Source organism: Moraxella sp. DOX410, from assembly GCF_032248735.1.
GTDB classification, from domain to species: domain Bacteria; phylum Pseudomonadota; class Gammaproteobacteria; order Pseudomonadales; family Moraxellaceae; genus Faucicola; species Faucicola tetraodonis.
In genome coordinates, this window is sequence record NZ_CP135138.1 from 321,666 (window position 1) to 337,124 (window position 15,459).

Consider the following 15,459-nt stretch of genomic DNA (forward strand, 5'->3'; position numbering starts at 1 on the left):
TTAACCTAAATAATTTTTTAATCTAAATAGCTTTAATCTAAATAACTTTAATATAAATCACTTGTTAACCTAAATGATTTTAATCTAAATAATTTTTTCACCCAAATCAATGGGGTAAGAATCCTCAACTGAAGTTTGAGTCGGCAATAGCAGTGACTGCAATGTGGCAATTAGGCGACAGTTTAGCAAATATCTAAAAATTGAAATGTAGAGAATTGCAACAGAAGGCTACGGCAGTTTGTCTAAATGCCTTAATTTTAGCCGATTTGCTATGAAATCCAGTGGATTTTTATGGCAAAAAGCGATAAGGTGGCAGCTTATTTTGCCTAATTTATTTTTGCCTAATAAGATTCGATACCTAGTATAGATTCGTCACATTGTTGCTGTTGTTATGAAAAATTCGCGCCAATCCGTGGGTCTGCAAACCTGCGCTACTCAATTATTGTCTTTAAAAACAGGTTTATTGCTATGGATGGCTTGTCTGTCCTTGGTGGGTCATACGTCAGATACCACACAAGTCCAGCCGCCAATACCCACTGACCCAGTGACCGAGCAAAGCCATGCAGTCATGGGGCAGCGCGATCCAGTCAACAAGCTACCTGAAACGATTCAGGCCAAACTTGCCCAAGCCAATATTCCGACCGATAGCCTGAGCATGGTGGTACAACCGCTAACGGACAATGCACAAAATGTAGCATCGACTGCGCCCCAAAAGCCTTTGTTTAGTTATAACGCTGATGTGCCACGTACCCCTGCATCTACGCAAAAACTGATTCCCACTTATGTGGCGCTCGATAGTTTGGGTAAAGATTTTGTTTGGCAAACCAAATTGTATCAGCATGGTTTTGTGTGGAAAGGCACGCTTTATGGTGATGTGATTGTGCAGGGTAGTGGCGACCCAAAACTGGAAAACGAGCGCTTGTACCAACTGCTTGCCATGATCAAAGCACAGGGTATTAAGCAGGTGCAAGGCAATTTAATCATCGATAATCAGCAGTTTGACGGGGTGGATTTTGATGTTAATGCGTTTGATGGTAAAGGGTTACGCCCTTATAATGCCCAGCCCAATGCTTTGTTAACCAATTTTGGTACGGTGGAAGTGGATTTGGTGCCAATAGCAAAACCTAATGCAATAGCAGCTATCAAACCTGCTAAGGCATCCGCTAGTGGTAGCAGTGCTACTACTTCGAACACATCTGACCTTTATAACGAAGCGGCAAATCTTGAGCAAATCCAAAGCAAACCTTCGATTAATCCCAAAGACGTCGCGGCGTATCAGGTCATCCTAAAGCCTGCGCTGGCAAACTTTACTATGCCTACAACACTGCAAGCCAGTCAAGAGCCTTGCAATAGCAGCCAAGATGATTGGATTGGGACATTGACGTCTACAGGATTGAGCTTTCACCAAACCGCGTCCGCCTTTTGTGGTGAGCAAAAGCGCTATCTGACGTTTCCTGATGGGGATGTACTGGTCAAACAACAAATCATCGCTGACTGGCAAAAAATCTTGCCAAACTTTACAGGGAATATTGAATTTGCCAACCCTGCAGTGCCCTATATGCAGCAAGCCAAGGCGATACCGCAAGCACTACCTTGGTATATTCGCTTATACCTAAAATACTTTGGCAAACCCTTGACCCCAAAATTGGTGGGCTATGTCGCCTCCAATCCATTGCACGAACAAATCAAAGACATCAATCAGCACTCCAACAATGTGATGACGGAACAAATCGCCTTGTCGCTACCGCTGTATGCCGACAAGCAGCGTATCAGCACTTATCCAAAAACCTTTGCCTACATCCACCAGTGGTGGCAACAAAAGCTGCCCCAAGCTCAGCCCCCTGTGATGACTAGAGCCTCAGGCTTATGCCGTGATTGCCGCGTGGCGCCCAATAGTATGTTAGCGCTGCTAACTCTCGCCTATCATTCACCCAATTTTACGGTTTATCGTGATTCGTTGGGCGTGGCAGGCGAGTCGGGTACCATCAAAGCGCTCAAACTGCGCCAGCCAAATAACCCTGCCATTGGGCATGCTTGGATCAAAACAGGCACGCTCGATAATGTCACCAGTATGGCAGGGTATGTTCAAGGCAAATCGGGAAAATGGTATGCAGTGGTTGGGATGATTAATGCCGACAATGTCAAAAATAATAGCAATGCCAAAGCCGTGCTCGATGAAATGCTAGCGTGGACAGCGCTGCAGTAATTGGTTTGTGGTTGATTGGCTATTTATCGTGAACATTAAAATACCAATCAATCTGGCGGTCAAATCCCATTTCCAGTAGGCTTGCGGTGATGCGTCCAGTCAAGCCCCATACGGTCTCGCCATCAATGATAAAGCTGGGTGATACCATTACTTGACTCCCCAAATCATATGCATAATCGATAGTCGGCTGGCGAATAAGCGTGGCTAAATCTGCCCAAAATAGCCTTGCAATTTCGCACATCTCGGGCACAAGGTTGACACCGGGTGGTATTACCCCCACAATCGGTTTGACAGGTCTGCCGCTTTTGGCAAATTGTAGTGGCAATTCGCCCAACACAGTCACTTGACTGGGATGAATACCGGTTTCCTCATGCGTTTCTCGTAACGCGGTAGCTTGGTTGCTATCGTCTGTGTCTTCGCGTCTGCCACCTGCAAATGATACTTCGCCGGCATGTTCTCGCATATCTGAAGCGCGCAATGAGTACAAAATTTTTGGCTCAGCCTCATTGGTAATGGCGATGAGTACCGAATACGGCTGCGGCGTGGGGTCGAATGGCAGTTTTGCGATTCGCTCTGCCAGTTGGGTCAGTAAGGGACTTTGAAATCTAGTTGTGGACATATTTTTTAATTCATCAAAATTTAAGGGGCAATTTCGCAATGTTTATAGGGCGCTTTGAGTTGACCGAATTTATCTAAAACTAATTGTCTATTGTCGATATCACTACCAAGCGGTAAAGCTGGCATAGCTGAGACAGGTTTTTGCATATTAGGCTGGGTATGCGGCGCGCTACAACCTGCTAATAATCCCAAACTTAATACCTAGCTAAACATCAAGCTAGATACCAAGTTAAATACTAAGCTAAACTTTCTCATAATCAGCTGCTCAAATCATTTTTATCATGTAAAAACCTGCAATCAATGCTACCATACTTAAAACGACTTTCATCTCACAAAACATAAAAATAATAGGAAAATACCATGCCTTACTGCCTGCAATGCGGTCATCTAGCCGAAACCAAAATCCCGCCGATGGACAGTCTGCCGCGCATTGTATGCCCGTCTTGTGGCTACATCCATTACGAAAACCCCAAAGTCATCAATGGCTGTTTACTCATCCATGAAGATAAAGTTTTGCTCTGTCGCCGCGCGATTGAACCGCGGCACGGTTATTGGACGTTGCCCGCAGGCTTTATGGAGCTTGGCGAGACCATGAAAGATGGGGGCAATCGTGAGTGTTTTGAAGAAGCCGAAGCCATCGGCAGTGGATTAGAGTTATATTGTCTATACGACATACCCGATATCGGACAGATTCATGTGATGTTTATCGGCTCGCTCAAAGATGGCAAATTTGGGGTGGGCATCGAGAGTCTAGAATGCGCGCTGTTTGCCGAAGAAGACATTCCTTGGGAAGACTTGGCGTTCCAAAATGTCATTGAAACACTGCAACATTATTTTGCTGACCGCAAAGCAGGGGCGACGCTCGGTAATTTCCCCATCCATCAGCAAGTGATTGTCAAAGACGTGCATTTGGGCGATTAACTGTCCATTTGAACGGTAAATTTTAAACGGCAAATTGTTAGCTAAAAAGATACGGGCGTAGCGCATAGGCTCTAAATATCTAGGCTCCAGAATTTAGGCTCCAGATATTTAGGCTTCAAATATCTCCGCTCTAAATACCTACGTTCTAAATACAACAATGATTGAGCCGCTTTTTTTACTAGAAGTCAGTTTTTTAAAATTGCACGTATTCACCTTGATACAACATAGATATTTAAGAAACAATGTAGATGTTTAATCGAAGGCTCATGAATGACAAAATCATCAAAAAAGTCACGCATATATCATTTTGTCGCTATAAAATCTTGCTACAATACTTGAGTGATATATCTTCTATACTAGATAAAAAAACAATATATTTATGGATGATGAGATTACTATGTCAACTAGAAAAACTATTTCCACACCTGCGCAACCACCCCAGCCGGTAACTGATACTTCATCACCAATCACGGCGATAGAACCGCCAAACCCAAACCCCAATCAGCCCACACCACAAGGCACGCCACCACTCAAAGAATTGGTCAAACAATACGATAGCGTGTCGTTGCTGCTGCAAGGTGGCGGTGCGCTTGGTGCCTACCAAGCAGGGATTTATGAAGGGCTGCATAAACAAGGCATCAAAATTGACCGTATCTCAGGTATTTCAATTGGGGCGCTCAATACCGCCATTATCGCAGGTAACCGTCCAGAGAACCGCTTAGCGGCGCTACAAGGGTTTTGGAACACCATCACCCATCGTAACTACACCCCTGCAGGGCTGAACATCTACCGTCAAACGGCCAATGAGCTAGATAAACTCAGCAAGATTGACATGGTAAGCCATTTTATGCCTTGGATATTTGAAAATGGCTTTTTAAAGCAGCAGTTGCGGGTGATGGAATCTACCGCTGAGGCTTGGCAAACCATGATTGAAGGACAGCGTGGCTTTTTTAAACCGCGTTATTTTGTGCCGTATGACACCACCCCCAATCACTTAAGCTATTATACCACCGACAAGCTGCGCGAAACCCTGGAGCGTTATTGTGATTTAAAACTGGTCAATGACGTCAATCGGATGAAAGTATCGGTGTCTGCGGTCAATGTGCGTAACGGTAACTTTGCCATTTTTAGCAATGAAAATGAAGAACTGCACTACGATCACTTTATTGCATCGGGTGCACTACCGCCAGGTTTTCCAGCGGTTGAGATTGATGGGGAGTATTATTGGGATGGCGGATTGGTGTCCAACACGCCGCTCAATGAAATCTTAAGCCATGAAGAGCACCTCAAGCAATTGATTTTCCAAGTGGATTTGTGGAATGCCAAGGGCACGGTGCCAGAAAATATGATGGAGATTGACGAGCGCATCAAAGACATTCAATACTCTAGCAAAACCCGCATGGTTACTGACTTTATGGCGCAAAAGCTGCGTTATACGCGCCTTATCAAAGAGTTACTCAAAATCATCGATGACGATGCCAAAATTGATAAAGTTGAAGAACTGTGCGTCAACAAAGCCCGCGAAATGACGGAAGTCGGTGTCAAAAACGTGATTCATCTGATTTATCACAAAAAGACTTATGAGCGCGGCTATAAAGACTACGAGTTTAGTGGCTCAACCATGCAAGAGCACTGGGAAAGTGGCTTACAAGATATTGAGAACACTTTTCGCCACCCAGATTGGTTTATGCTACCTGAAACCGATGACATCTTTGTCAGTCATGATATCCACCAAAAACGCAAACGCTTGGCACAGGTCAGTACCTTGCTAAAAAATCTTGAAGACTAGCAGTCGTTGCAGGCTGAATCTTTACAAGCTGAAGGCTTACAAAAGTCAAAAAAAGTGATGGTAGCTAGCCATCACTTTTTTTATGAAAAATCACACCAAATTTGATAAGTCTAAAGTCAGCAATCGGTCAATCGCCTCGCTGCTTTGTGCGATATCTGCGACCAATGCCATGCGCACATGGTTTTTGCCAGCGTTACCGCTGTTCTTTTGGTATGGGGGCGTATCGCGAGACAGGTAACGCCCTGCGAGCGCATGGATATTTAGCTGTTCATAAATCACTTTGACAAACTGCTCATCATCTTGTACCGGTAACCAAAAATAAAAACCGGCATCAGGACGGCGTAGCGGTAATTTGTCTGACAGCTTGTCCATCCACAAATCAAACTTTTGGCGATATAGTTTGCGGTTTTCATCCACATGGGCTTCATCTTGCCACGCGGTAATCGAAGCGAGCTGATGATGAATCGGCATCGCACAGCCTTGATAAGTGCGGTACTGGGCGTATGGCGCTAGTAGCTTGGCATCACCTGCCACAAATCCTGAGCGCATGCCAGGTAGATTGGAGCGTTTTGACAGCGAATGAAACACAACGCAATTGGCAAAATCATCGCGTCCGAGTTTGGCGCAGACTTCTAGCAGTCCAATCGGCGGTACCTCAAAATATAGCTCACTGTAGCACTCGTCACTGGCTAGGATAAAGCCGTATTTATCCGATAGCTCAACCAGACGTTGCCACTGCGCCATATCCATCACCGAGCCAGTTGGGTTGTTTGGACTACACACAAAGACCAGTTGGGTTTTTTCCCAAACATCGCTTGGCACGCTGTCATAGTCCCCGACAAAGTTATTGTCGGCGGTACAATTGACAAAATACGGCTGTCCACCAGCGAGCAGCGTCGCCCCTTCATAAATCTGATAAAACGGATTTGGCATCACCACGTAAGGTCGTTTGCTATCCTCACGGTCAAACGCTGCCTGCACAAAGCTAAATAGCGCCTCACGTGTACCCATCACAGGTAACACTTGGGTGTCGGCATTTAATTGTTTGACCTGAAAACGGCGCTGTACCCAATCGGCAATCGCTTGGCGCAGCTCGGGCAAACCGTTGGTGGTGGGGTAATTTTGGATTTTAGCCAGATTGTCTTTGATGACGTCTAACACAAACTGTGGCGGCGTGTGCTGCGGCTCACCGATACCCAGTTTAATCGGGGCATAGTCTGGGTTTGGGGTAATGCCTTGTAGCAAGGTTGCCATCTTGGCAAACGGATAAGGGTGCAAAAGCTGTAATTGCGGATTCATAAGGGGTTGGCTGTCCATATATGCGAGAGAGCTAATTTTAAAATACTGTGATTTTAAAAGTACCGGGATTTTAAAAATATTGGGATGTTAAAAATACTGTGAAAAATTAGATTACTTTACCCCGAATCGCTGAGTTTGCCAAGATTGAACCAAAAGTTTGCTAAAAGTTGATAGCCAATTAACGTTTTGAACCATGAGCTTGGGCACTATTTCGCTCAAAGTTTCGCTCAAAAAAATGGGTAAAGGTGAGTATCAAGGTAAAAAGGGTCGGGAAAAAGCAGGTGTTCACTATATCATGCACACTGCCTTGCCAGTACCAGTGCTTGTCGATTATAAGCTGGTCATGTCTGTCTAGCACTTCACCCATGCTGGCAGCAGCAATCACCGTGAATAAGGCAATAAACCAACGGTAGCGGTGATTTTTAAAAAGTAGGCTTATTATAAGAAATACCGCAATACCGACATAAATATGTAGAGCATCTCGCTCTAAGCCTGTGAAGCTAACGATATGGGTTTTGATGTCTTGGAATACGGAGTCGTACATAGGAAGATTAATTTTGATGAGAGGGTTGGCAGAGCATAGCGATTTTCTGCCAACGGTTAAAGGCGGTTTTTGTGTTGAATTATTACGGGACTTTAAGCATAAAAGGTAAGGACAAAAAATGCCTTTAACAAAAGGCATTGATTCAACAACGAAGGAGCTAAAAATAAACTCACTAGAAATAAATCAGCTATAACTCAATTAACTGGCTTTGCTGATAGCACTCACTTTTTGAAACCCTTTTGGCAAGAGGGCGCCGCGTCGACCGCGTGTACCCATAAAATTGGCAATATCCATCGGTTTGAGCGTCAAGGTGCGTTTACCACTATCCAATGCCAAACTATCCCCTTCGCTAAACGTCGTGATGGCGACCACGCTGTCACCGTCTTTTAAATCAATCAGCTTGTTGCCTTTGCCTTTTTTCATCATCGGTAACTCAGTCAATGGGTATACCAGCAAATGCCCTGCCGAGCTGACCACGCCAACTAGCGTATCTTGCTCAGCAATTTGGTGGGTTATTAAACTAAAGGCGTCATCAAAATTAATCACATTTTTGCCCGCTTTTTGGTTGGTATCAAGATCCGCAAAAGTGTTGATAAAGCCATAGCCTTGTGAGCTTGCCATGATAAGCTTACTGTCATCTTGTCCCATCAGCACATTGACAAAACTTGCTCCGCCCGTGGGTTTTAGCAGGCTGGTAAGCGGCTCGCCTTGCCCCCGCGCAGAGGGTAAGGTATGGGCATCGAGGCGATAGCTGCGACCGGTGTTATCCATGAGATAGACTTTTTCATTGGACTTGCCTTGCGCATGGGCAAGGTAGGCATCGCCCGAACGGTAATTCATATTGGCGGCATCGACATCGTGCCCTTTGGCGGAGCGAATCCAGCCTGATTTTGACACGATGACTGTCACAGGCTCGCTTGGGGCTAGGTCAGTTTCTTTAAGCGCGGTGGCTTCCGTACGTTCTACAATCGGCGATTGGCGTTTGTCGCCATGCTCTTTCATATCGGCAGTGAGCTCTTCAATCATTAAGCCAGTCAATTTGTCTGGGTTGTTCAAGTATGCTTCGATTTGGGCTTTTTCTGCTTCTAGGTCACTTTGTTCACGTTTGAGCTCAATTTCTTCAAGGCGTGCCAATTGACGCAGACGAATATCTAAAATCGCATTGGCTTGGCTTTCGGTCAAATCATAGCGCGTCATCAATTCTGCTTTTGGGTCTTCTTCCTCACGGATGATACGGATGACTTCATCAATATGAAGATAGGCAATCAGCAAACCTGCCAAGATATGTAGGCGCTGCTCGATTTTATCCAAGCGGTATTGCAAACGGCGCGTGACGGTATCTCGGCGCACAGAGAGCCATTCGGTGAGAATGGTAAGCAGTGATTTGACTTGGGGTTTGCCATTGGTGCCAATCATGTTGAGATTAACGCGGTAATTACTCTCAAGGTCGGTACTGGCAAACAAATGGCTCATCATCGGCTCGATATCAACACGGTTAGAGCGCAGCTCAAGCACGATACGGCAAGCGTTTTGGTGGTCGGATTCGTCATGGATGTCAGTTACCCAAGGCAGTTTTTTGGCATTGATTAAATTGGCAATTTGCTCAATGATTTTATTACCGGAGATTTGATAGGGTAGCGCATCGATGATGACTAAGTTTTTTTCTTTGTCATCGACATGATAAGTAGCACGCATTTTGTAGCTACCACGACCCGTTTTATATAGCTGTAGCAAATCCTCAGGCGAGGTGATGATTTCTGCTTTGGTCGGCAAATCGGGTGCAGGGATGTACTTTGCCAGCTCTTTTTCTGTCATTGTGGGTTTTTTAAGTAGCGCAATGCAGCCTTTGACCACTTCAGATAAGTTATGTGGCGGGATATCGGTTGCCATACCGACCGCAATGCCCGTTGTGCCGTTGAGCACGATGTTCGGCAGGCGAGCAGGCAAGGTGACGGGTTCTTGCAAGGTGCCGTCAAAGTTGTCTTGCCAATCGACAGTGCCTTGACCCAGCTCGTTTAGCAAGGTATTGGCATAAGCCGATAGCTTGGCTTCGGTGTAGCGCATCGCAGCGAAGGATTTTGGGTCATCAGGCGAGCCGAAATTGCCTTGACCGCTAATGAGTGGATAACGGTAGCTAAACGGCTGACTCATCAACACCATGGCTTCATAACAGGCTGAGTCGCCATGCGGATGGTATTTACCAATGACGTCGCCGATAGTGCGCGCTGATTTTTTGGGTTTGGCAGTATTTTTGAGCCCAAGCTCGCTCATCGCATACACGATACGGCGTTGCACAGGTTTTAACCCGTCGGCGACGTGTGGCAATGCCCGGTCCATGATGACGTACATCGCGTAGTTCAGATACGCGTTTTCGGTAAATTCCGCGACTGAGCGAGTGGGGTTGTTCAAATCGTTTGGTTTGGTAATTTTTGCTACAAGGGTATCAGACATAATGGTTACTTAATCAATGACAAAAAATAAAAGAATAAAAAAAAGTTCAAAAGAGAGATAAGAAGTATGAGGAAATATCATAAAGCTTGAGAGTAGAAAAACAAGTGTTAATCCATGACATGGCAAATTTGCCCAGTTTTACACGTCAAACTGTGTCGCAAAAACGCCTTTTAAAGATAATTGGACACTGTAGCCGCTTTAACGGTTAAATAATGGACAACTATTTCGATGCGAAATCATTTTTATCATCCCATAAGTACAGAGAATAGGCTTGAGAATTGAGTAAATATTTAGTATGTTAATAACACATTTGGCCGCGATTTTTAATATAATTTTTAGTAGTGGGATGGACCTTTTTATAAAAATTCTTTTAATTATCAATATGCTATCCGCTGATAGACCGCATACCTAAGGAAAACATTTCTCATGAATGAATCAACCACCTCAGCTCAAACCCCTGACAACAATACCCAATACAATGCGCCCATCGATACTCCCATCGATACTATGGAAGCGCAGCCACATGCGCCAAAGCTTACCGATCATCATGAGAAACCTTGGTTAAAGACTTACCAGCATTACGGCATGAACTATAACATGCAAATGCCCGGTGACGAAGTTAACCTAATGAATGTTTTTGAAAAGAATTTCGAACAATTCAATGGTAGTGATGCCTTTGTGTGTATGGGTAGTAGCATGACCTATCGTCAGCTAGATACTTATAGCCGCCAAATCGCGGCGTATTTGCAGGGTTTGGGTCTAAAAAAAGGCGATACCGTTGCGGTGATGATGCCAAATATCTTGCAATACCCAGTGTGTATGATTGGTATCATCCGCGCAGGTTTTATCTTGGTCAATGTCAACCCACTATACACCGCTCATGAATTAGCCCATCAGTTAGAAGACTCGCAAGCCAAAGCGTTATTTATCGTTGAAAACTTTGCCAAAACCTATCAAGATATCGGCAAAAAAATGGTTGATCACGTTATCGTCTGTTCAATCGGTGATTTGATGGGTACCTTCAAAGGTATGCTCGTCAATACCGTGGTCAAATATGTCAAAAAAGCCATTCCAGCTTGGCAAATTGACGGGCATGTGACCTTTAAGAGTGTTATTAAGCAAGCGTCTGCCAGTCGCTATCAGCGCCCAGAGGGTATCAAGGGCAGTGATATTGCGGTACTACAGTACACTGGCGGCACCACAGGGGTTGCTAAAGGTGCGATGCTTACCCACAGTAACTTGGTATCCAATATGCTACAGTGCCAAGAGTTCGCCAGACAAGTGTTCCCCAATCAAATGGTGGGTGAGTACGTCGTCATTGCCTTACCGCTCTATCATATTTTCTCATTTACCGCCTGTGCGCTACTATGTATGAACATGGGCTTTACCGGTGTATTGATTCCAAACCCCCGCGACCTGGACAGTTTTGTCAAAGAATTAGCAAAATATAAGCCAGTGTTCTTCCCTGCGGTGAACACATTATTTAATGGCTTGGCGCACCACGCCGGTTTTCGCGCATTAGACCACAGCAAATTGCGTTTGTCGCTAGGCGGTGGTATGTCGGTATTGCCTTCAACCGCTGAAGAGTGGAAACGTATTACAGGTACCAATATCCTAGAAGGCTATGGTTTGTCCGAAACTTCACCCGTTGCCACCCTAAACCCCTTGGCACAAGAGCAATTTAGTGCCAAAATTGGTATCCCGATGCCCAACACCGATATCAAACTGCTCGATGACAACGGCAATGAAGTCGCAGCAGGTGAGCGTGGTGAGATTGCAGTTAAAGGTCCACAAGTGATGAAAGGCTACTGGCAGCGTCCTGAAGCCACTACAGAAGTAATGACAGCAGACGGTTATTTCAAAACCGGTGACATCGCTGTCATTGATGAGCAAGGCTACTTCAAAATCGTTGACCGTAAAAAAGACATGATTTTGGTATCAGGATTTAATGTTTATCCAAACGAAGTTGAAGAGGTGCTAGCGGCGCATCCTAAAGTATTAGAAGTCGGGGTAATTGGGGTGCCGAGCGAAAAAAGCGGTGAAGTACCAAAAGCGTTTGTGGTACGTAAAGACCCAAGCCTCACCGAGGAAGAGTTGCTGCAATATGCACGAAGCGAGTTAACGGGTTATAAGCGTCCGCGTAAAGTTGAATTTGTGGATGAATTGCCAAAATCAAACGTTGGCAAAATCCTGCGTAAAGAACTGCGTAAACTTGAAGAAAAAAAGTAAGCTAACACTTGTTGCCAAAACCCAGCTTTTCTATATCAGATTAGTTGGGTTTTTTATTGCATCGCGCCCAATTAACCTTATAAAATTGGGAATATCAATAGGCTGTTACGAGTAATACTGAGTTTATGGATGACGCTATTTTACCAATCAATGGGCGCCCGATGCATGAGATGTATGAATGGGAAGAAAATCAGCAACCGTGGCTGATTAGCTACGAGCGTTATAACATTTGTAGTACCATCGATATGCCAGATGAACAAACGTCGCTGATTGACATGTTAGAAGCGGGGTTTGCTAAACATGCGCGGCAAGTGGCGTATTATTGCGATGATCAGCAGATTACTTACGAGCAGCTAGATAAACTGAGTCTAAAAGTTGCCACTTATTTACAGCAGTTAGGGCTCAAGGTCGGCGATGCTATTGGCGTGATGTTGCCCAATATTTTGCAATATCCTGTGATTACTCTTGGCGTCATCCGTGCTGGCATGGTGCTGGTGAGTATGAACCCTTCCTACACCAGTCGCGAGCTTGAGCACCAAATGGATGATGCCGATATCAAGGCGTTGTTTATATTAGATAAATTTATTTATACCTATAAAGACATTGCCGATAACCTTAACCGCGATTTACATCATTTAATCATCTGTCGTTTGGGTGATTTAAAAAGTAAGCTCAAAGGTGCATTAATTAATTTGGTCTCAGCGACCACCGATTTGCCGCCCAAAGGTAATTGGATTTATTTTAGTCAGTTATTAGCGGGCGCTAGCAAGGCTTATGAGCGCCCAAATCTCACGTTATCGAATATCGTATTAATTCAATATACCGGTGGTACCACAGGGACAGCAAAAGGCGCGATGCTCAGTCATGGCAATGTGATTGCCAATTTGCTGCAAATCGATGCTTTGATTCGCAGCGCGTATGATGAAGAAGGGCAGGAAGATATTATTTTGGCGTCGTTGCCACTGTATCATGTATTTTCATTCACCATTTGCTGTGTTTTTATTTTATATCGTGGTTTTGCATCAAGGCTGGTGCCCAATCCACGTGATATCAATGAACTGGTCAATACGCTAAGGCGTACACCGCCGCATTTTATTTTGGGGGTCAATACGCTATTTAGCGCCTTGATACAGCATCCTGAATTTCGAAGGCTCGATTTTTCCCAACTCAAAGCCACCATTGGCGGCGGCATGGCAATCCAACCTAGCGTTGCCAAAAAATGGCATACCATCACAGGGTTGCCGATTATCGAAGGGTATGGGCTCTCAGAAACTGCGCCTGTGATTACCTTTAATCCATTAACTATCGCAGAATTTACCAACAAAGTCGGGCTACCAACCCCTGATACTGACATCATCTTATTGGACAACAACGACCAACCTGTGCGCATTGGCGAACGCGGGGAAATCGCCGTCAAAGGCCCGCAAGTGATGGTGGGGTATCGCAATCTACCTGTCGAGACTGCTAATGCGTTTACCGCGACAGGCTATTTACGCACAGGCGATATTGGCATCATTGATGAGCGCGGTTTTATCAAAATCGTTGACCGTAAAAAAGACATGATTGTGGTGTCAGGGTTTAATGTCTACCCAAATGAGATTGAGTCGGTGATGCTCGAGCATGCCGATGTGCTCGAGTGCGTGGCGATTGGGGTGCCGAGCGCGACGCGCGGGGAAGAGCCCAAAATATTTGTGGTCAGAAAACACAACCGCGTCACTGCTGAGCAGCTACTGGCGTTTGGTAAACAGCACTTAAGTGGCTACAAACGCCCACGCTATGTCGAGTTTGTCGATAGTCTGCCCAAGTCCAATGTTGGTAAGATTTTACGTAAAGAGCTACGTAAGCGCGAAGGGCTTGAATAGCAACCTGCGATGTTGCCGACGGAATTGTCTTGCTAAAACTGGGTTGGCAAGGTAGCATAAAACCACTGTAATTTTTGCCCATTGCTTAAAAACTATCTACCAAACCGTCAAGGCGGTCTTTTAGGGAATCTTATGCGTATCGATAATCGTGAAAACAACCAACTTCGCCCAATTAGTTTTGTGCGTAACTTTACCAAACATGCCGAAGGCTCCGTGCTGGTCAGCTATGGCGATACCAAAGTGCTATGTACCGCCAGTATCGAAACCCAAGTACCGCGCTGGCTCAAAGGCACAGGTAAAGGCTGGATTACCGCTGAATACGGTATGTTGCCACGTGCGACCCACGAGCGTACCCAACGCGAAGCCGCTAAAGGTAAACAATCAGGTCGTACCCAAGAGATTCAGCGGTTGATTGGCCGTAGCTTACGAGCGATGGTAGATCTTGAAAAGCTTGGGGAAAATACCATCCATATCGACTGTGACGTGCTGCAAGCCGATGGCGGTACTCGTACTGCCAGTATCACCGGTGCGGCTGTGGCATTGGTCGATGCGTTAGAAAAACTGCAAGCCGCCAAAAAACTCAAAGCCGATCCTTTGGTTGGCTTGGTAGCAGCGGTCTCTGTGGGCATCAAAAATGGTGAAGTACTCTTGGATTTGAACTATAGCGAAGACTCAAGCTGTGACACAGATCTTAACGTCGTGATGACGCAAAAAGGCGAGTTTATTGAGATTCAAGGCACTGCCGAAGAAAAACCTTTTACCCGTGCGCAAGTGGACGAAATGCTAGCGATTGCTGAAGAAGGTATCAAACAGCTGATTGCCGAACAACAAGCAGTGCTAGGTTGGTAAAATAGCCTAACAAAACAAGCTGGGCTAGTAAGGGCGTAGGCGCTACGCCCTTGAAATCGTTATAGAGATGATTATGTTAAAAGTCACCGAGACAGGCGTTACCATTGGTTTGCAAAGTCAAGCGGTGACACCAAACAAGCTGACCCAAATACTCTGGATGGGTATCGCCATTGCCGGGGTAGGGCTATTGATGGCATTTAAAATGCTCTCAGTCGCCATCGGCTCGCTGATGATTTTACTAGCCATCATCGCAGGTGTTGCGTGGCAATCATTCAACCGAAAAAAAGAGGTGGCCACTTTGACAGGGGGTGAACTGCGACTGACCCAACAAGGTTTTAGCCATCACCAAGGTGCTAAAGTCACAAGTTATCAATTATTGCCTAGCGATAGCATTGAGCACACAATCGATGGCATGATCATCTACAATGCTGACGGTCTAACCTTGTATCACATCACAGGTTTTCATGACCCTAAACATATCAAAATCGCCCAAGCCGTCCTACAAGGTAAGCCCATCAAAGCCCAAGGCAAAGCAATCAAACTACAAAGCACTTAATCAAAAAACCACACCCTATCTCACATAGTGGTTAGGCACAGTGGTTAGGCTTAGTTACCAAATCATAATAATTTTTTTGCCAATAATTGTTAAAATCCTTAGAGATGATTAATCCACACTCTGATAATAACATTC

The 15,459-nt window shown here is 45.2% G+C and carries 12 protein-coding genes; 7 read left to right on the forward strand and 5 right to left on the reverse strand.

From position 1 onward, the window contains the following. Positions 1-391: 391 nt before the first annotated feature. Positions 392-2,206: a D-alanyl-D-alanine carboxypeptidase/D-alanyl-D-alanine-endopeptidase gene (locus RNZ41_RS01470; protein ID WP_314027396.1), complete on the forward strand. Its 1,815-nt coding sequence runs from the start codon at positions 392-394 to the stop codon at positions 2,204-2,206. A gap of 19 nt (positions 2,207-2,225) precedes the next feature. On the opposite strand, the gene RNZ41_RS01475 is transcribed toward RNZ41_RS01470, so the two are convergent. Beyond that, complete coding sequence (locus RNZ41_RS01475; RefSeq protein ID WP_314027397.1) at positions 2,226-2,825, reverse strand: NUDIX hydrolase; 600 nt, start codon at positions 2,823-2,825, stop codon at positions 2,226-2,228. 20 nt (positions 2,826-2,845) lie between these two features. Continuing rightward, positions 2,846-3,016, reverse strand: a complete 171-nt coding sequence (locus tag RNZ41_RS01480; RefSeq protein WP_156652190.1) for a hypothetical protein — start codon at positions 3,014-3,016, stop codon at positions 2,846-2,848. A gap of 168 nt (positions 3,017-3,184) precedes the next feature. Between RNZ41_RS01480 and RNZ41_RS01485 the strand changes: the two genes are divergently transcribed. Both RNZ41_RS01485 and RNZ41_RS01490 read left to right on the forward strand, forming a co-directional pair. Further along, positions 3,185-3,745, forward strand: a complete 561-nt coding sequence (locus RNZ41_RS01485; protein WP_060994505.1) for an NUDIX hydrolase — start codon at positions 3,185-3,187, stop codon at positions 3,743-3,745. A gap of 397 nt (positions 3,746-4,142) precedes the next feature. Further along, positions 4,143-5,534, forward strand: coding sequence for a patatin-like phospholipase family protein (locus RNZ41_RS01490; protein ID WP_314027398.1), 1,392 nt, complete (start codon positions 4,143-4,145; stop codon positions 5,532-5,534). A gap of 90 nt (positions 5,535-5,624) precedes the next feature. On the opposite strand, the gene dapC is transcribed toward RNZ41_RS01490, so the two are convergent. The 3 genes from dapC to parC all read right to left on the reverse strand — a co-directional run bounded on the left by dapC (position 5,625) and on the right by parC (position 9,828). Next, the gene (gene dapC / locus RNZ41_RS01495; RefSeq protein WP_314027399.1) at positions 5,625-6,833 is read right to left on the reverse strand and encodes a succinyldiaminopimelate transaminase; all 1,209 of its coding nucleotides are present in this window, start codon (positions 6,831-6,833) and stop codon (positions 5,625-5,627) included. Between the two features lie 178 nt (positions 6,834-7,011). Beyond that, the gene (locus RNZ41_RS01500) at positions 7,012-7,377 is read right to left on the reverse strand and encodes a hypothetical protein (protein WP_312385911.1); all 366 of its coding nucleotides are present in this window, start codon (positions 7,375-7,377) and stop codon (positions 7,012-7,014) included. Between the two features lie 198 nt (positions 7,378-7,575). Beyond that, positions 7,576-9,828 (reverse strand): DNA topoisomerase IV subunit A, encoded by a 2,253-nt coding sequence (parC, locus tag RNZ41_RS01505; protein WP_314027400.1) that lies wholly within the window; start codon positions 9,826-9,828, stop codon positions 7,576-7,578. A 507-nt stretch (positions 9,829-10,335) separates the two neighbouring features. On the opposite strand from parC, the gene RNZ41_RS01510 reads away from it, so the two are divergent. The 4 genes from RNZ41_RS01510 to RNZ41_RS01525 all read left to right on the forward strand — a co-directional run bounded on the left by RNZ41_RS01510 (position 10,336) and on the right by RNZ41_RS01525 (position 15,324). After that, the gene (locus tag RNZ41_RS01510; RefSeq protein ID WP_219300027.1) at positions 10,336-12,057 is read left to right on the forward strand and encodes an AMP-binding protein; all 1,722 of its coding nucleotides are present in this window, start codon (positions 10,336-10,338) and stop codon (positions 12,055-12,057) included. A gap of 125 nt (positions 12,058-12,182) precedes the next feature. Then, positions 12,183-13,919: an AMP-binding protein gene (locus RNZ41_RS01515; protein ID WP_314027401.1), complete on the forward strand. Its 1,737-nt coding sequence runs from the start codon at positions 12,183-12,185 to the stop codon at positions 13,917-13,919. Positions 13,920-14,051: 132 nt separating this feature from the next. Continuing rightward, complete coding sequence (gene rph / locus RNZ41_RS01520) at positions 14,052-14,768, forward strand: ribonuclease PH (RefSeq protein ID WP_076776475.1); 717 nt, start codon at positions 14,052-14,054, stop codon at positions 14,766-14,768. A gap of 73 nt (positions 14,769-14,841) precedes the next feature. Next, a complete protein-coding gene (locus RNZ41_RS01525; RefSeq protein WP_309596496.1) occupies positions 14,842-15,324 on the forward strand; it encodes a hypothetical protein in 483 nt (160 codons plus the stop codon). Positions 15,325-15,459 lie beyond the last annotated feature (135 nt).